An 18,315-nucleotide genomic window follows, 5' to 3' on the forward strand; every position below is an offset into this window, starting at 1 on the left:
TTTATGGTTTTTTATTTTATGAATCCGCATTTTTTTATATTTAAAATATAATTTTAAATAACATTCATATCTCTCAATTAACAAAAAGTAGTATTTTATTTTCTTCCGTTAAAAAAATAATTTCAGATATTGTTCTGTTCGCTTGCTTTGAAAAGCCTTGTTATTATTTATTTTTCTTGCGTCGAAATAAGGTCATGCTTTATTCCTTTGCGTCAAAAAAATAATTTCACTTGTTGTTCTATTTTCTTGCTTTGAAAAGCCCTATTGTTATTTATTTCTCTTGCGTCGAAATAAAACAGTGTTTTATTTCTCCTCATGTCCTTAACTGATATTTCCCTGACCTTATCTGCACTTATCGCCAATTTTTAAAAACGTAATATAAGAATCAAGTAAAACAAAAGTGAATTTAGCAATTCCTTTGCTGAATAGGAGTAGAGCATCATGAATGCAAAGGTCAATATTAGTAATCGTGCTGGTGCAAGTTTTCCAGTTCGCCGGATGAATTTTGATTTCGACAATGTTCCTGAATATTGGATGAATGGTTCAGCAGGCTTGACTCATTTTATGACTGCACTTTCTGCATTATTTCCTGCGGGCGAAAAGTTTTTTATTGACAGTGTACGTGCAGTGCGTCAGCACCCTGCCATTAAGCACAATGAAGCATTACAAAAGGAAATTTCTGCCTTTATTGGGCAAGAAGCCATGCATACCCATGAGCATGTCGGCTTTAATGCATTCGCGCAAAAGTATGGGCATGATGTCGATACTTTAGATCGTTATACTGATCAAGTGATTCAGACCACACGTAAATTTATGGCCAAATTGGCTAAGCCTATAGGGATCACCCAAGAAATGGTCGATTTAACGGCCACTACAGCCCTTGAGCATTTCACTGCAACCATTGCCTCACAGCTTTTAACCAATTCCTACATCCAAGAACTCATGACCAATGAAACCATGAAAAATATGTGGATGTGGCATGCCATTGAGGAAAATGAACATAAAGCTGTGGCATACGATGTTTTTGAAGGCGTCTTTGGAAAAGGCTTAAAATCATATGCACTGCGTACATCTTCACTGGTGATCGCGATGGCGACCTTGTTTGTAGTGCAAAGCTATTTCCTTGCCCGTTTGTTAAAACAGGATCAGCAACTTAACTTTGAATCATTAAAGTCCATTTATACCTATGCCTATAGTCCATCTAAAGGTGTGATTACAGGTATGGGTAAAGAAATGCTGATGTACTTTAAACCCGGATTCCATCCGAATGACTTGGATACGCACCGCTTGCTTGAAAAGTGGAAAGCCAAATTAGGTCTTTAAGCCCAAAGATTATAGAGCGATTGTTATCGCTCTTTTTTTTACTCGATTTTTGTCGCAAAGTTTTTATAATGCGAGGGTTAATTCTATATAAGATGAACGAAGATGATTCGTTTGATGCAAGCTGCAGATGTATCCACGGTAGCTAAAATTGAAAGATTGGTACAAAGCCATCCCTGGACAATTAAACAGTTTGAAGAAGCTGTCAGTAGTTATCAGAGTACAGTGATTGAGCAAGATGGTCAGGTGGTTGGATTTTGTATTTTACAACCTGTGCTGGATGAAGCGAATTTACTGTTAATGGCAATTGATCCAAGCCAGCAGGGTAAAGGACTAGGTTTTGAGCTTTTAGATGCATCGGTAGCGATGCTGAAAAACAATCCAGTACAGATTTTTCTTGAGGTTCGCGAATCCAATATTCCAGCCATCAAGCTGTATGAAAAATCAGATTTTCATCAAATTGATTTACGTAAAAATTATTATCCAAATCCAGATGGATCAAAAGAGCATGCCATTATTATGGTCAAAGCATGCACCGATGATTTTGCGAGCCTGTTTAAATAAGCTTGGGTTTTAATGAACTACAGACATTATTTGATGATTGGATTGTTCCAGCCAGAGGGTAATGTCGTCATCAGGGAATTGCCCAATTGGTGAATTTCTTCCGGGCTCAACAAGCTGTTTAAGCGTCGCCATTGTCCATCAATTAACAGCTCCAAAGGCACATATTGGGATTTGTAGTTCATTTTATCCGAGTGCGGCACCCAATAACCAAGATAGACATACGGTAAACCCAAAGCTTTGGTATGTTCAATTTGCTTAAGAATGGCAAAAACACCCAGTGAGCGACGGCTTTCATCAGGATCAAAGAAAGTATAGACCGCAGAAACCCCATCATCTAGCGGATCGCAGCTGGAAACAGCCAGCAGTTGGTCATCTTTCCAGAATTCGAGAAAGAAACTGTCTGTACAGCTATGCACTAAAAATTTTTCGAATTGGTCCAGACTCGGCGGGAACATATCACCGTCGGCATGACGTTCAAAGATATAGCGCTCATAGAGTTGATAGTGAATATTGGTTGCATCAGCGGTGCGGGTAATTTTAACGGTCAGATCCTGATTGCGTTTCCATGCTTTTTTTTGTGCATGATTCATTTGAAATTCGGACACAGGGACACGGCAAGATAAACATTGACGACAAAGGTGGCATTCAGGACGATAGACAAAATCGCCACTGCGACGAAACCCCAGACGTGAAAGTTCAGACAGGCTGACCACATCAATGCGATGGGCAGGATCTAAAAACACCATTCGTGCTGATTTATGTTCCAGATAACTACAGCTATGCGGTGGCGTAATGTAATACTGTAAATCATTGAGCAGGGACTTTGGGTGATACGAGTTCATGGCAAGATCCCTCTTGTATTTTTCATTCAATTAATTTTGCGTTTTGCGCTATTGTTTTACTTGAAAATACACCCTCTTGATATTTTTTCCAATCGATTGCGGGCTGTTTTACAACATCTTGTAACGAATTAAGGTATGCCTGGCGAGAAAGTGTACAGGCACCCAAGCTTAAAAGATGATCATTGACCAATTGACAGTCAATCCAGGGCAGATTATTTTCCCGACCAATCAGCATTAAGGTATAAAACGCCATTTTTGAGACATCGGTTTGCGTACTAAACATGGATTCACCAAAACAGCCATGTCCAATAGTGACCCCATATAAACCGCCAACCACTCTATTTTCATCCCATACCTCAATACTATAGCCATAGCCGGCTTCAAATAGCTCGCAGTATCCCTCAATAATGTCTTCTGAAATCCAGGTGTCGTCCGCATAGCTGCGCGGTAAAGAACAAGAACGGATGACGCGTTCAAAAGCCTGATTAACCGTGATTTGATAATCAAACTTTTTCATATTGCGAATTAAGGATTTACTGGGATGATAATCTTGCGGGCGGATAATGCAGCGTGGTTCAGGGCTCCACCAGCAGATCGGTTCACCCTCACTAAACCATGGAAATAAACCATAGGTATAGGCTTCAAATAAGGTCGCAGGGGAGAGGTCAGCACCTATGCAAATCAACCCCTGGCCATCAGGATCAGCTTCGATGGGATCGGGGAAAATGAATTCTGAAGGTGCCAATGGATGCATGGGATTTAGCCTGAACGAGAGAAACAACTAACGATAATAGTTTATGATTTTTATCATACAAAAAAAAACCGCCCCAAGAGGACGGTTTTTTTTGTTTAGTGAATGGATTTATTCCAATCATTCACCTAAAGCATCAAGATATTTTTCAGCATCGAGGGCTGCCATACAGCCTGAACCTGCTGAAGTAATCGCTTGACGGTAAACGCTGTCAGCAATATCACCGGCTGCAAATACACCTGCAACAGAAGCAGCAGTGGCATTACCTGCAGTACCGCTGTGTACCTGAATATAACCGTCACGCAGATTCAATTGACCTTCAAACATGCTGCTATTCGGTTTATGACCGATTGCAACAAATAGGCCTGTTACATCAACATCTTGTTTTGAGCCATCTTGGGTGGATTTAAGACGAACGGCGGTTACACCGGTATTGTCACCCAACACTTCTTCAACCTGATGGTTCCAGATAATACTGATTTTGCCTTCTTTTTCTTTAGCAAAAAGATGATCTTGCAGAATTTTCTCGGAACGTAAAGAATCGCGGCGGTGAACCAGAGTCACATGTGAAGCAATATTGGATAAGTAAAGTGCTTCTTCTACCGCAGTGTTACCACCACCGACCACCATAACTTTCTGGTTTTTATAGAAGAAACCATCACAGGTTGCACATGCGCTGACGCCTTGGCCCATAAATGCAGCTTCGGATTCAAGACCTAAGTACTGAGCTGTTGCACCGGTTGCAATGATTAAGGCATCACAGGTGAACTCTTCCATATCGCCTTTTAAAACGAATGGACGAACGCTTAAATCAACTTCGTTGATATAGTCATAGACAATTTCGGTGCCAAAACGTTCAGCATGCGCTTGCATACGTTCCATCAGGGCAGGGCCGGTTAGACCTTCCGGATCACCAGGCCAGTTATCAACTTCAGTAGTTGTGGTCAATTGACCACCGAGTTGTAAGCCGGCAATCAGTGTTGGCTTCAAGTTGGCACGTGCAGCATATACAGCTGCGCTATAACCAGCAGGGCCTGAACCTAGAATAATCAAGCGTGAGTGACGAGCGCTCATTCGCAGCATCCTTTTTTTATTTAGAAATTTGTGGAATTATACGTGAAACTCTATAACAGTTGTGTGCGTTCGATGTCGATATTATTGATCATTCAAATCGATTTGAGCTATATACAACAACAGCGCTGTGCTAGATACTCAATCTGGCGGATTTGCTAGCAGCAGCCACTACATAATATTGCATCTTTTTTCTTGGAACAGGTGCATAATACCGAGTTTATTGTGAAACTATTTTGTCTTAGTTTCTTACAAAAAACATGAATGAAAAATTGGTAACAGGACAGTATATGACTGCGGTGTCGAGTGTTTATGCACAGCGCTTAATAAAGACATTATTTTTAGTCTCTTTTGGAATTTATTTATTCCTTGCAACAGTGACCTATACGCCTTTTGATCCGGGCTGGATGCATATTTCCAGTGATACCCAGCAGGTTTCGAATGCCAGCGGGGTGGCCGGTGCGTGGATTGCAGATTTACTGTTCGGTTTTTTAGGCTGGGCGAGTTTACTCATTCCTGTCTTTTTATTCGTTGAGGCGATTCAGGTCTGGTGGCCGTATAGCTTCTTGAATAAACCTTTTCGCTATGCTGCACAGTTTTTTATTTTACTCGCGACAGCAAGTTTGTTGTATCTGTACTGGCAGGTGCCGGCCGATACCCTGGACAATTCGTCGGGCGGTATCATTGGCTATGAGCTGGGGCAAAGTCTTTCACAGATTTTAACCATTTATGGTGCGACCATTTTCCTGCTGTTGTTCTGGTTTGTGTTATTCACTTTTGCGTTTGGTGTGAAGTGGAATAAAACCTGGGATACCCTCAGAGCGACACCTGCCTATTTACAAGACTTATTTTATAAAAATGTGCCAGAAGCCGAGTCTGCATTTGATCGAACCAATCCTGAAGTCAAAAAATCATTTGTAAATAGCAAATTAAAACCGGCCCCAGAAAAAGTAACGCCAGTAGCGGAACATAAGGAAGTTGAACTGTCGCCTATAGTTCGTGACCTGGCAGCAGAGCGCCTGTTCAATGATATGGTGGAAAAAGAACAGTTTGCGCAGCAACAGCTGATCGATGATCAAGACGAGGCAGAATTTGAACAGGTTTTAGAAAAAGCTCATCGTCTGGAACAGAATACCCAGCGTGTCGTAGCAACCGGTGAAGTCTGGCGTGCATTACATTCAGATGAGAACCAAAATCATAATCAAGATATTGATGCGTTGCTCAAAGCGGCTGAAGAATCTGAACTGCATACACCGCACGAGCATTTTCAAGCATTTGTTGATGAACAACCTACAGCAACAATTTCCCAGACCTCGAAACAAAATCTGGACTGGGATGATGATGAAATCTTTGATGAGCTGCTTGCCGCTGTGCCGAGCGGGAAAACTGCAACAGATGTGCATACTCCATTTAATCCGGTGAATTCAGAATCATCTGCACCATCAGCAGCAGCTATCCCTGAAGAAAAAATTGTGCCTGCATCTGCGAGCATGGCTGCATCGCCCGTATTGAATCATAGTACGCCTAAAAATACGGCATTGGATGACGAGTTTGATGAGCTGGATGATTTGCTGGTAGATGATTTACCGCTAGATCATCTTGAGCCAGCGACTCCTGTGGCACGTACCACAAGTAATTATGCCCAGTCCTCAGCATTTGTACGCGCAGAAATTAATACCCAGATTCAGCAAAAGCCAAAAATTTCTGAAGATGAAAAGGCATTGATTGCTTCAAATAAAGATGTGTTTCGTGAAGTCTGGCAGGAAACGGCGGGCAAACCGGTAGTTGAAGCCGAGCTTACAGAAGATGATTTTGACTTTGATGCACCTTTAACCGATGCCATGGGTCGTCCGATGTCACGTGCCATGCAAGTGGCACAAAAACGTCGTGACTTACCTACTTTGCCGGGTCTGGAACTGCTGGATAAAGTTGATCCAAATAAGAAAGTTAATTTTACTGCTGAACAGCTGGCGCGATTATCCGAGTTACTTGAAATTAAGCTGCAAGAGTTTAATGTCAAGGCACAAGTGGTTGAAGCTCAGCCGGGACCAGTGGTGACGCGTTTTGAGCTGGATTTGGCGCCGGGTGTTAAGGCTTCTAAAGTAACCAATATTTCACGCGACTTGGCGCGTTCGATGTCGATGGCATCGGTACGTGTGGTTGAAGTGATTCCGGGCAAGCCTTATATCGGCATTGAAGTACCGAATAGTACTCGTGAGATGGTGCGTCTGATCGAGTTATTGACTATTCCTGCCTTTACCGACCCAAATAGCATTCTTTCGATGGCCATGGGTAAAGATATTTCGGGTAATCCGGTGATTGCTGACTTGGGTAAAGCCCCGCATATGCTGGTGGCAGGAACCACCGGTTCAGGTAAATCGGTCGCAGTGAACTCGATGATTTTATCGATGCTGCTGAAATATACGCCAGATCAGTTACGCTTAATTTTAATTGACCCGAAACAGCTGGAATTGGCCAACTATAACGATATTCCACATTTGCTTACGCCAGTCGTAACGGACATGAAAGATGCCGTGAATGCCCTAAACTGGTGTGTCAATGAAATGGAACGTCGCTATAAGCTGATGTCTTATCTGAAAATCCGTAAATTGAGTGACTATAATCGCAAGGTCGAAGAAGCGATTGCCAATGGTGAAGACTTAATTGATCCAACCTGGAAAGCAAGTGACTCGGTGGTAGGAGAGCGTGCACCACGTTTAACCCCATTACCGTCTATCGTAATTGTTGCCGACGAATTTGCCGACATGATTATGCAAGTGGGTAAAAAAGCCGAAGAAATGATTACCCGTTTAGCACAAAAATCACGTGCTGCCGGTATTCACTTGCTGCTTGCAACTCAGCGTCCATCAGTCGATGTGATCACCGGTTTGATTAAAGCCAATATTCCGACCCGTGTGGCTTTGCGAGTGAACAGTAAAATTGACTCGCGGACCATTCTGGATGCCGGCGGGGCAGAAGATCTGTTAGGTCATGGTGATATGTTGTTCCTTGGCCCTGGCAAGATTGAACCGGAACGTGTGCACGGTGCATTTATTTCCGATGATGAAGTAAACAATATTTGTGATGCCTGGCGTGAGCGTGGTGAACCGAACTATGTGGACGAAATTCTGACCCCGTATGATGAAGAGCCGACTTCGCGTGGCTTTGAAGATGGTGATGGTGGTTCGGATCGTGATGCACTCTATGATCAATGCGTATCTTTTGTGCTGGAAACCCGCAAGGCATCGACTTCATCGTTACAGCGTAAATTCAGTTTAGGTTATAACCGTGCTGCACGGATCATTGATCAGATGGAAGAAAATGGCATTGTCAGCAGCATGGGTGCCAATGGCAAGCGAGATATTCTGGTTTAATACCCGATTTGAAAAAGCCTGCTCAATGCAGGCTTTTTTATTTGTGGAAATAAAACATGTCTTGTGCAAGTTCAATCAAGGCTTTTGTGGCAGGGCTCATAAATTTCTTGTTCGCTACAGCCAGCCCAATATGGCGCTGGGTATTGGGCGTGAGTGGCCTTTTGACGACATTGGGGTGTAACGCCAGCAGTTCGGGAGTAATGGCCATATCCGCGACTATAGATACGCCTTCGTTGATATTCACCATATTTAAAATGGTCAGTAGTTGTGACAATTGGTATTTAATGGTGGGTTGAATTTGATGCAGTTTAAATAGCAATTCCACATGCGTTTGGCTACCGGCCTTGGTTAAAATAAAGGGATAATTCACCAATTCTGCAATGCTTACTTCGGTTTTGCTGGCAATCGGATAACTCTTGGGGATAAGGGCAACAAAAATATCCTGTATAACCGGGAAGGTATCCAGCTCTGGTCGTGGTAAGACCGCAAAACCGACATCGATCTGTTTGGCCAAAATCCACTGTGAAACTTGCTCATCGGTGCCTTCATCTACATAAATTTCAATATTCGGGTAGCGTTGCCGGTAGGCAGTCAATATTTCCGGTAATAGATGGATGGATGCGGAAGCACCAAAAGAACCAATCCTTAACGTACCTTGATGCACCCCATGTGCTGCCGCCGCTTCCTGCTGCATATTTTGTGCAGTATTTAAAATATTTTGTGCATGCAGCAGCAACTGTGCGCCAATTGTGGTCAGTTCAATTTTGTGCTGATCACGTGAAAATAAGCACACCTTCCAATGCTGTTCCAGACTTTTTAGCGCGTGTGACACTGCTGACTGGGTAATGCCGAGCTGTTTTGCGGTTAGGGTAAAGCTCTGGTTTTCTGCGACCAGAATAAAAATTTCAAGCTGGCTAAAGGTCATGAGGTGTATGAGTAAAAACTCATTTTATGATGAGACTGAATGAGGATTATATTATCAGCCTGATGAAAGTTAAAGTGCAGTCCAGCTGCTGAAAATAGATAGTTATGAATATACTGATCGCCTTATTTCCTCTCATTATCATGATTGCCATGGGGTATTTACTTAAACATTATCAATATCTAGCAACAGATTTTTGGGTAGGTGCAGAGAAATTTAACTACTTTATTTTATTCCCTACACTTTTATTTACCAATCTGGCCTATGTCGAGTTGGATTTGGATGCGGTCAAGTGGGTCTTGGCGGCCTTATTTATCATCATTATTATTGTCAGTCTGTTGCTATGGTCATTTAAATTATGGCGTTACATTCCTGCGGCACGCTTCGGCGTTTATATGCAAAGCCATATTCGTTTTAATACCTATATTGGCTTGTCATTAATGGCACCTTTATTTGGTCCCAAAGGCGTACAGTTATTTGCCATGATCATGGTGGTCTCCATTCCCTTAGTAAATATTATCTCTGTATTGTCTTTCTCACAGGGACAAGGCGTGTCTTTTAAGAATACGCTGCTCTCAGTATTTAAAAATCCATTAATTTTAGGTTGTGTGGTAGGCATGCTGTTTAATTTAAGTGGATTAAAACTTTTTGTTGGGATCGAAAATGCATTGAAATTATTGGCTGCAATGAGTTTGCCTTTGGGCTTGATTTGCGTGGGTGCCGGCTTGCAGTTTTCCGCTTTAGGCCGCTCTTTATCTCGTTTGGCGATCAATACCGTAGGACGTCTGCTGCTGATTCCTCTTTTTGCCTACGCCATTTGCAGTCTAATGCGCTTAAATCAGCTAGAAACGGCAGTATTGGTGGTATTTTTTGCCTTACCAACAGCAACTGCATCTTATATTTTGACCAAGTTTTGTCAGGGAGACAGTGAACTCATGGCAGGGGTGATCAGCCTGCAAACGTTATGCTTTGCCTTAAGCTTTCCTATGCTAATGTGGCTGTTGTTCTAGTTTAGATCCAAAAAATAAAAAGCCTGCAACAAGCAGGCCTTTTATCGAAATGTGGAAATTATGCAAACTTGGCAAGAACTTCCAGGAAGCCTTCGCTTTGACGTGGATATTGAGCAATCACGTCATGAATGCGTTGACCTTCAGGATTGGTGGCATTGATATCACGGCCATCAGCAATGAATTGAGTCAATAAACGTTCATAATCATTTGGACGCATGTGCTTGAACGCATGATAAAGCACGTGAAAATCGGCATTCACGCCTGCAGGAGGAAGCTGGGTTAAATAGGCAAATACACGCTCATCTGACCATTCTTCATTGAACGTTGCTGGCTGAGATAATGCCATCGCAAACTCCTTGGTATACGGATTAAAAAGGCAAAAATATGGAGCATTAGAGAAATCGGTTTTGCTTGACCCTGCCAACTTGAAGCACAGCTTCTCGTCTTGCAGCTGGGCAAAGTAGTACCTAAATCGTTCAGGCACTTCGAAGCACAGCTTCTCGTCTTGCGCCTGAACAAAGCAGTGCTTTGTTCAGGCTCATATTTTGCCTTGATTCAATTTGCTTGACTAATCAGAATTCAGATTATCGCTCTTCAGGCAAATTGATATTCATTTCTAACATTTCAATGTTGGCTTCAGAACGCACCGACATTTGAATATGCTGTTCATCCACACCACGAACATAGCGATTGACCACCTGCATGATTTCTTTCTTCATGAGGTCAATCTTTTCCTGACTTAAGCGTTTGCCTAAACCCTGTTCAGAAGCAACAATAACTTTTAAGCGATCTTTAGCAGTTTGTGCGCTCGAAGGTTTATCATCGTTGCTGAATAATTTACTCCAGAATCCTGCCATGTCTTACGCTCCAAATAGTCTTGCTAACCAACCTTTAGGTTTGACTTCGATGTGACGGTAAGCGCGTTCTTCACCCAGGAAGCGTGCTACCAGGTCATCATAAGCCTGACCAGCTGCATCTTCAGTAAACAGAATTACAGGTTTACCTTCGTTTGATGCTTGAAGTACGCTCTTACATTCAGGAATAACGCCCAGTGTAGGTACACGTAAGATATCTTTAGAAATATCGTCAATCGTTAACATTTCTTGTTTATCGGCACGTTCAGGGTTGAAGCGTGTAATACAAAGATGTTTACGGATACGGCCTTCGTTCTGTTCTACTTTTTTGGTTTTGCTGTCCAGCATACCAATAATGCGGTCAGAGTCACGTACAGATGAAATTTCAGGGTTGGTGACAATGATTGCTTCATCTGCATGGTACATTGCCATGATTGCGCCGCGCTCGATACCGGCAGGCGAATCACAAATAATGTAGTCAAATTCTTGAGAAAGTTCATCCATAACACGTGCAACACCTTCATCGGTCAAGGCATCCTTATCACGGGTTTGTGAAGCAGGCAAAATGTATAAATTTTCAATATCTTTGTCACGAATTAACGCTTGTTGAAGGCGTGCTTCGTTATTTAAAACATTCACAAAATCATAAACAACGCGACGTTCACAACCCATAATTAAATCTAGGTTACGTAAACCTACGTCAAAATCGATGACAACAGTTTTGTGACCACGAAGGGCTAAACCTGTTGCAAAAGATGCACTTGTTGTAGTTTTACCTACACCACCTTTGCCTGATGTTACGACAACAATTTTCGCCACCGAATCCACTCCTGTTATGGTTCAAACCCCTTTTTTAAATCTGGGGCTTTTGGTGTTTATTTATACATTAAAATTCGAGAACTTCAAATACAAGTTCTTGATGATCATTCAAGTAAATATGGACAGATTTTTTCAGGACATGCTGCGGAATGTCATCTGCCACGCAATATGTACCTGCAATTGATACCAGTTCTGCTTCCAGGGAATGGCAGAAAATACGTCCTGCGCTGTTCCCGCCTGCGCCGGCGATGACTCTACCACGTGCGCTACCATAAATATGTATATTTCCTGAAGCAATGACTTCAGAGCCGCTGTTAATACCCGCATTGAGAATAATATCGCCATGATCCTGGACCAGACACTGACCCGTACGCAAAATTTCATCATGATAAGATGTCACATGGCTGATGACACGAGCGGGTTTGGCTGCCACTTCTGCAGCATCTTGGGTTTGAGCAGGTTCAATTTCGGCTTCAACCACTTGTTCTTTTGTGGCTTTAATCCGTTGTAGAGGTCTGTTGTCTGCAGGCAGAATAGGAAACTGAATGGCGCGGGCTTCATCGGAAAGAATGCCGTCAATCACACCCATTGGCTGTAAGTCCAGGCTGATCAATAACTGAATCAGTGCAATCAATTCCTGTTCTACCGTGCTGTCTATAATCACCAGCGTGCCATGAGAAGCAGTTTCTTGAAGCATTTGAGTCAATTGCTGGCGGATTGCATTGTGATCTTTGGTGTCAAAAGTTAATCGGGTAAAATTAACCATTCTGCCTGTAATCCGTATATCAGCCATAATTATTCCTTAAGACTTCTGACTCATTCATTTTATGTCGAAGTGATGTTGTAAATAGAGCAAATGCTAGAACAAATTGCAGCTTTTCTCTAGCCACGTTTTCAATATTTTTAATCTCATGATCATTCTTTGACTTGATCATGCTGTTCCAGGATTTGTTGCCATTGTTTTATTTTCACTTGCTGGCGAACCGCTTCTAAACTTTCAAAAACAGCCGATTCCACCAGTTTTTCCACATGGGTATTATTTTCAAATTGTATTTGGCTGATTTTATTCGAAATTTCTAAATATGCCAGGTTTTTTTCATTTTTATGACCATATGCAAAAGGTTCAATCAGTCCCAGCGTGATGTTTTCTCCCAAACGTTGTCCGATGCTTTGGATCTGTTGCTCGATGCGTCCTCCCACAATGGGAATCAAACGCAGTAACTGGGTCAGTTCAGGTGTATCTTCAATGGCTTGATTGACGATGTCGCCAACATTTTCCGCAATCATGATTTTTTGTGCTTGCAGCTCTTTACCTAAAGATTCCTGTAAAATATCTGCCAAGGCAATGGCAAACATGTCGCGGTGATGGGCAACCAGATCCTCAATCAGCTTTTTATGGGTGGTACTGGTAGAGAGTTCACGTTTTATGCTGTCTAAAACTGTAATCACGATACGGCTGGTCAGTTCTTCTAGCAGCATATGGTAATAAAAGTTAGCCCGCTGATACCAAGCGTCCGGAATAACTTTATAACCATGTTGATACAGATTGTAGGCGATGGAACCGGCACGTAATAAACGTAAAAAACGCAGCTGCGGAATAATCGATAAAATTTCATACCAATGAATAAACGGGAAAAAAAACCAGCGCTTATGGTGTTGCCCGATAATTGCAATTACCCAGCGGACCAGCAGTTCAATCACCAGAAAACTGGTAAACCAGCTTTCGGTAATGACAACCCATGGGCGTAATGTGGTGCGGTAAAATTGCAATAACTCAGGAAGATGAACGAAGTTAAACAGCCAGCCACCAAAATCACTCATCAGGATGGCATTGGCACTTAAGCAGAACAGGTTGATGATAATCAGAATCATCATAAAAATGTCATAGCCAAGTGCGACTTTCCATCCCCAGGTGCCTTTTTTGACAAAAGAAAAGGTTGGAGGTGTAATCTGGTCGTCTTGCTTCATCTTCTTCCTTTAATACAATTTATGCTTTTGCAGCCAAGTCTTGCTTCATACGTTCAATCAGTTGATCTTTCTCAGTCCATAATTCATGAACCCATTGCTGAAAACGTTTACGGTATTCAGCATCATCTTCATAATTACCGCCTAATACCCAGTCCGGAATATCAATTTTACGCAAATTTACCGCAATGCGATTGACTTCACCTAACCAGAAATCGCCATAACCCGGCGCACCATCTGGATAAACAATGGTCATGTCGACCAGCGCATCAATTTTGTCGCCTAAAATATTAAGCGCCAAGGCTAAGCCGCCGGCTTTAGGCTTCAGCAAATGTTTGTAGGGCGATTGCTGCTGCGCATGTTTCTCAGGCGTAAAGCGGGTACCTTCCAAATAGTTCAATAAGGTAAAAGGCTGGCTTAATAACTGCTCACAGGCTTTACGTGATTCTTCCATATCACGAGTTTTAAGTTCAGGATTTTTCGCAATCTGTTCCTTGCTATGACGTTTCATCATCGGGAAACCTAAGATTTTAAAGGCTTGTCCCACAAAAGGAATAAAGATCAGTTCCCATTTGGTAAAGAAACGGGTGAGGGGCATGCGGGTTAAGCCAAAGTATTGATTGACCGTAGTGTCTACCCAGCTTTGATGGTTGCAGGTCATCAGATAACGGCCCTGCATGCTCAGATCTAGATCGTCATCAATCGTGATATCCCATTTTAAATGTGGTAGCACATGATCAATCAGCCAATTGTTAACGCCTAGCCAACTGTTGGTAATCTGAATGTTGGTTTCATCTACTTTACGTGATTTTTTAACCAGTTTAGTTAATCCCAATGCGAGTACAGGTGGGCCATGAAAAAAAGTACTTCCAGTAATCACTGACCCGACAGTAAGTCCGCGAGATATTTTTTTTAATATCGGTTGCTTGGTATTTTGAGATGACATATAAAAAATGGCCCTAAAAGAAAATCATCGAATGTTTTTATTCGGTATTCAATATAATTGTAGAATTTAAAATAAAAAAGCCTATTCATACAAGTATGAAGAAATTGTGCTGAAGTTATTCTTGACACTCGCGTGAAATATTACAAAATGTAATTAATGGATGGATTATTTACAAAAAATCAATGGTATGCCTATTTTTTTTAATCCATTATTCCAGCATACGATAAAACACAAGAAGGAGGCATGCGATGCGTGCACTAGTAATTTCAGCAGCTGTAGCAGGGGCATTAGTTCTATCAGGTTGTCAAACTGCAGGTAGTACAGGCGGCATAGAATACGATAAAACAGCAATTGGCGCATTAGTGGGTGCAGCTGCTGGCTATGGTATTTCTAAAGGTAGTGCAAATACTAGCGCACAAAATAACCGTGCAGCTGCGATTGGTGCAGTTGTAGGTGGTGCTGCGGGTGTTTATCTGGACAATAAAGAGAAAAAACTTCGTCAACAAATGGCGGGTACTGGTGTAGACGTAAACCGTAATCCAGATGGTTCGGTAGGTCTGGTTATGCCAGGTAGCATTACATTTGATACCAACAAATCAAATATCAAGCCTAACTTCTACACCACTTTGAATAAAGTTGCGCAAACTTTAACTGAAGATAACAAGAGCGGTATTCTTGTAACAGGTTATACAGACAGCACTGGTAATGATTCTATTAACATTCCATTGTCTCAAGCGCGTGCTCAATCAGTAGCAAGCTATTTAGCGTCTAAAGGTGTTTCAACTTCACGTATTAACGCTCAAGGTCAAGGTTCAGCGAACCCAATCGCATCAAATGCGACTGCTGAAGGCCGTGAACAAAACCGTCGTGTAGAAATCAGCATTTACGCAGTTCAATAATTCTTCATGCGTTAATGATGAATTAAAAAAACCACCTTCGGGTGGTTTTTTTATGAATGTCAAATTTGTATTTTAGGTTATGCAAGTCTGGCGCAGATGACTATAATCGAGCTCCAATCAATACGAGGAAATACTATGTCGTCGGCAAGTCAACTCAATGACAAGCAACTTGAAGCCATGAAATACACTCAAGGACCCTTGTTAGTACTTGCAGGGGCAGGTTCAGGTAAAACCTCGGTCATTACTCGAAAAGTCGCACATCTGGTCAAGAATTGCGGTATTCCGGCTTATCGTATTACGGCCATGACTTTTACCAATAAGGCGGCACGTGAGATGAAGGAGCGGGTCGGTAAATTATTGTCTCGTGAAGAAGCCAAAGGATTGTCTGTGTCAACATTCCATACTTTTGGTTTGAATTTGCTGCGGCTGGAACTCAAACATACACCGTTAAAAAATAATTTTTCTATTCTGGATGCCGATGATTGTAAGCGCATCCTGATGGATTTAATGCACCGTGATAATTTGTCCGGTGCAGAAAGTAAAGAACTCATTGCCAAGGCAATGAAAATGATTTCCGACTGGAAAAATGACCTGATTCCACCGGAACAAGCACACACCACCTGTGAAACTGCTGAAGATGTACAGTTTGCGCATTTGTATCAACTTTATGAGCGTAACCTGCGTGCCTATAACGCCGTAGATTTTGATGATCTGATTGTGATGCCTACGCGTTTATTGCAGGAAAATGCCGAGGTTCGGGATAAATGGCAAAATCGTGTACGTTATCTTTTAGTCGACGAATATCAGGATACCAATACGGCGCAGTATATTCTGGTGAAACTGCTGGTCGGCGTAATGGGGCAATTCACTGCGGTAGGTGATGATGACCAGTCTATTTATGCCTGGCGTGGTGCGAAACCAGAAAACATGGCTTTGTTGAAAGAGGATTTTCCGAATTTAAAGGTTATTAAATTAGAGCAAAATTACCGTTCAACCAGCCGTATTTTGAAAGCGGCGAATACGGTTATTGGCAATAATCCGCATATCTTTGATAAAAAACTCTGGTCAGATAAAGGTCATGGCGAAGCAATTCGGGTCATTACCTGCCGTAATGATGATGACGAAGCCGAACGCGTGGTCAAGGACCTGATTACCCATAAGCTGATGAATGGGAAAAACTGGAAAGATTACGCGATTTTATATCGTGGTAATTTCCAGGCACGCATTTTAGAAACCCAGCTGCGTCAAATGCAGATTCCATACAAGCTTTCTGGTGGTCAGTCTTTCTTTGCTCGCGCAGAAATTAAAGACCTCATGAGTTATTTGCGTTTAATTATTAACCCTGAAGATGACAGTGCATTTTTACGGATTATTAATACGCCTAAACGTGCCATCGGTCCGGTGACATTGGAAAAGCTGGGCTTGTTTGCTCAAGAAAATCATTTGTCGTTATTGGCTGCGGCAGGTGATCAGCGCCTGACCATGGTGATTCCTAAAAAAGCCACGACACAATTGGCTGAATTTGCCGATTTTATTAGCAATTTCACCCGTAATCTGCTTGATGATGACGAGCCTGTGCCGATTATCCGCCAGATGATGCATGAAGCCGGCTATATTGATTACATTAAAGAAAATGCAGCCACACCAGCGCAGGAAAAAACCAAGCTGGATAATATTGAAGTGCTGTACAGCAGTATTCAAAGTTTGATCAACCGCGCCGAAGATGTGGATGACAAGAATATTGAAAGTGTAATTCGTAAAATGGTGTTGCTGGATATGCTCGAGCAACAGCAGGAAGAAGAAGATACCGATAAAGTGAATTTGTTGACTTTGCATGCATCGAAAGGTCTGGAATTTCCTTATGTCTATCTGATTGGTCTGGAAGAAGAAATTCTGCCGCATAAAAACTCGATTGCAGCTGAAACCGTGGAAGAAGAACGCCGTTTGATGTACGTGGGTATTACCCGTGCCCGTCAAGGTTTGACTATTACTTTGGCCGAGCAGCGTAAAGCAGGTGGGCAGATGAAACAAATGACACCAAGCCGCTTCCTGGATGAACTACCACAAGATGAACTGGAATGGCTGGGCCGCAAGAAAAAATTGGCAGGCAATATTGATCCAAAACTGCAAGCCCAGCATTATCTTGAAAATTTACGTGCGCTGATCAAGCGTTAATTCACTATTTAAACCATGCAATTAGGAAAACAAATGAAAGTTCAAGTGAAAGTACTCGATACACGTTTAGGCAACGAGTGGCCTATGCCAACTTATGCGACTTCGGGTTCAGCAGGTCTGGACTTGCGTGCCTGTGTGAATGAAGAGACTGTCATTGAACCGGGTCAAACAGTATTGGTGAAAACCGGTTTGGCTATTTATATTGAAGATACCAATTTTGCCGGTTTAATTTTACCGCGCTCAGGTTTAGGACATAAACATGGCATTGTTTTAGGCAATCTGGTGGGCCTGATTGATTCAGATTATCAAGGTGAGTTGATGGTATCGGTGTGGAACCGTAGCCAAACAGCATTTACTTTACAGCCTGGTGAGCGTTTAGCACAGTATGTACTGGTTCCTGTTATTCAGGCCCAATTTGATATTGTGAATGAATTTGAAGCAACTGAACGTGGCGCAGGTGGTTTTGGTCATACCGGTAAAGGCTAAATATTGTTTTAGTTTTAAAATAAACAACCTGATAAACACGTCGCTATATGTGTTTATCAGGTTTTATTTTTACTATAAAAATTATTTTATTTAAAAGATTAATCACATTTATAATAAAATGAATTATTAATAGATATTTCATGTGTTTATCTATAAAGCATTGATTTAGAAGTTTTTTAGTTTAAGTGTTTTGTTTTGTACTATTTTGTATATAGATAGTTGTTAAATCAAAACTATTGATGGGTTTGAATCTTTTGTATCTTATAAAATATTTGTATTTCAACGAAATAAGCTGTTTGTTTAAAAGAATAAAACAC

General features: G+C 41.8%; 17 protein-coding genes. 7 read left to right on the top strand and 10 right to left on the bottom strand.

The features are described from left to right. Nucleotides 1-441: 441 nt before the first annotated feature. Both B2Y23_RS02190 and rimI read left to right on the top strand, forming a co-directional pair. Complete coding sequence (locus tag B2Y23_RS02190; RefSeq protein ID WP_291368742.1) at nucleotides 442-1,323, top strand: metal-dependent hydrolase; 882 nt, start codon at nucleotides 442-444, stop codon at nucleotides 1,321-1,323. 102 nt (nucleotides 1,324-1,425) lie between these two features. Continuing rightward, nucleotides 1,426-1,884 (top strand): ribosomal protein S18-alanine N-acetyltransferase, encoded by a 459-nt coding sequence (rimI, locus tag B2Y23_RS02195; RefSeq protein ID WP_291368744.1) that lies wholly within the window; start codon nucleotides 1,426-1,428, stop codon nucleotides 1,882-1,884. Nucleotides 1,885-1,910: 26 nt separating this feature from the next. On the opposite strand, the gene B2Y23_RS02200 is transcribed toward rimI, so the two are convergent. The 3 genes from B2Y23_RS02200 to trxB form a co-directional block, all read right to left on the bottom strand. Further along, nucleotides 1,911-2,726: an arginyltransferase gene (locus B2Y23_RS02200; RefSeq protein ID WP_291368746.1), complete on the bottom strand. Its 816-nt coding sequence runs from the start codon at nucleotides 2,724-2,726 to the stop codon at nucleotides 1,911-1,913. 22 nt (nucleotides 2,727-2,748) lie between these two features. Beyond that, nucleotides 2,749-3,480, bottom strand: coding sequence for a leucyl/phenylalanyl-tRNA--protein transferase (gene aat / locus B2Y23_RS02205; protein WP_291368748.1), 732 nt, complete (start codon nucleotides 3,478-3,480; stop codon nucleotides 2,749-2,751). Nucleotides 3,481-3,597: 117 nt separating this feature from the next. After that, nucleotides 3,598-4,551 (bottom strand): thioredoxin-disulfide reductase, encoded by a 954-nt coding sequence (gene trxB, locus B2Y23_RS02210; RefSeq protein WP_291368750.1) that lies wholly within the window; start codon nucleotides 4,549-4,551, stop codon nucleotides 3,598-3,600. Nucleotides 4,552-4,838: 287 nt separating this feature from the next. Between trxB and B2Y23_RS02215 the strand changes: the two genes are divergently transcribed. Then, nucleotides 4,839-7,922: a DNA translocase FtsK gene (locus B2Y23_RS02215; RefSeq protein WP_291368752.1), complete on the top strand. Its 3,084-nt coding sequence runs from the start codon at nucleotides 4,839-4,841 to the stop codon at nucleotides 7,920-7,922. A gap of 37 nt (nucleotides 7,923-7,959) precedes the next feature. On the opposite strand, the gene B2Y23_RS02220 is transcribed toward B2Y23_RS02215, so the two are convergent. Then, a complete protein-coding gene (locus B2Y23_RS02220; protein ID WP_291368753.1) occupies nucleotides 7,960-8,847 on the bottom strand; it encodes a LysR family transcriptional regulator in 888 nt (295 codons plus the stop codon). A 104-nt stretch (nucleotides 8,848-8,951) separates the two neighbouring features. Between B2Y23_RS02220 and B2Y23_RS02225 the strand changes: the two genes are divergently transcribed. Next, entirely contained in the window at nucleotides 8,952-9,854 is a 903-nt protein-coding gene (locus B2Y23_RS02225; RefSeq protein WP_291368754.1) for an AEC family transporter, read from the top strand. Between the two features lie 58 nt (nucleotides 9,855-9,912). On the opposite strand, the gene B2Y23_RS02230 is transcribed toward B2Y23_RS02225, so the two are convergent. The 6 genes from B2Y23_RS02230 to B2Y23_RS02255 form a co-directional block, all read right to left on the bottom strand. Next, nucleotides 9,913-10,200 (bottom strand): PA4642 family protein, encoded by a 288-nt coding sequence (locus tag B2Y23_RS02230; protein WP_291357469.1) that lies wholly within the window; start codon nucleotides 10,198-10,200, stop codon nucleotides 9,913-9,915. 238 nt (nucleotides 10,201-10,438) lie between these two features. Continuing rightward, nucleotides 10,439-10,711 (bottom strand): cell division topological specificity factor MinE, encoded by a 273-nt coding sequence (gene minE / locus B2Y23_RS02235; RefSeq protein WP_291357471.1) that lies wholly within the window; start codon nucleotides 10,709-10,711, stop codon nucleotides 10,439-10,441. Nucleotides 10,712-10,714: 3 nt separating this feature from the next. Beyond that, on the bottom strand, nucleotides 10,715-11,527 hold the full coding sequence (gene minD / locus B2Y23_RS02240) for a septum site-determining protein MinD (RefSeq protein WP_291357473.1): 813 nt from the start codon (nucleotides 11,525-11,527) through the stop codon (nucleotides 10,715-10,717). A 67-nt stretch (nucleotides 11,528-11,594) separates the two neighbouring features. After that, the gene (gene minC / locus B2Y23_RS02245) at nucleotides 11,595-12,320 is read right to left on the bottom strand and encodes a septum site-determining protein MinC (RefSeq protein ID WP_291368756.1); all 726 of its coding nucleotides are present in this window, start codon (nucleotides 12,318-12,320) and stop codon (nucleotides 11,595-11,597) included. Nucleotides 12,321-12,442: 122 nt separating this feature from the next. Then, on the bottom strand, nucleotides 12,443-13,495 hold the full coding sequence (locus B2Y23_RS02250) for a preprotein translocase subunit SecA (RefSeq protein ID WP_291368758.1): 1,053 nt from the start codon (nucleotides 13,493-13,495) through the stop codon (nucleotides 12,443-12,445). A gap of 19 nt (nucleotides 13,496-13,514) precedes the next feature. Then, nucleotides 13,515-14,438, bottom strand: coding sequence for an acyltransferase (locus tag B2Y23_RS02255; RefSeq protein WP_291357477.1), 924 nt, complete (start codon nucleotides 14,436-14,438; stop codon nucleotides 13,515-13,517). A 248-nt stretch (nucleotides 14,439-14,686) separates the two neighbouring features. Here B2Y23_RS02255 and B2Y23_RS02260 point away from each other — a divergent pair, with 248 nt between their 5' ends. The 3 genes from B2Y23_RS02260 to dut all read left to right on the top strand — a co-directional run bounded on the left by B2Y23_RS02260 (nucleotide 14,687) and on the right by dut (nucleotide 17,998). Next, nucleotides 14,687-15,337, top strand: coding sequence for an OmpA family protein (locus B2Y23_RS02260; protein WP_291368760.1), 651 nt, complete (start codon nucleotides 14,687-14,689; stop codon nucleotides 15,335-15,337). Nucleotides 15,338-15,472: 135 nt separating this feature from the next. Beyond that, a complete protein-coding gene (rep, locus tag B2Y23_RS02265) occupies nucleotides 15,473-17,512 on the top strand; it encodes a DNA helicase Rep (protein WP_291368762.1) in 2,040 nt (679 codons plus the stop codon). A 33-nt stretch (nucleotides 17,513-17,545) separates the two neighbouring features. Next, nucleotides 17,546-17,998: a dUTP diphosphatase gene (gene dut, locus B2Y23_RS02270; RefSeq protein WP_291368764.1), complete on the top strand. Its 453-nt coding sequence runs from the start codon at nucleotides 17,546-17,548 to the stop codon at nucleotides 17,996-17,998. The last annotated feature ends 317 nt before the right edge of the window (nucleotides 17,999-18,315 follow it).

It is taken from the genome of Acinetobacter sp. UBA5934 (genome assembly GCF_002430855.1).
Lineage (GTDB): Bacteria > Pseudomonadota > Gammaproteobacteria > Pseudomonadales > Moraxellaceae > Acinetobacter.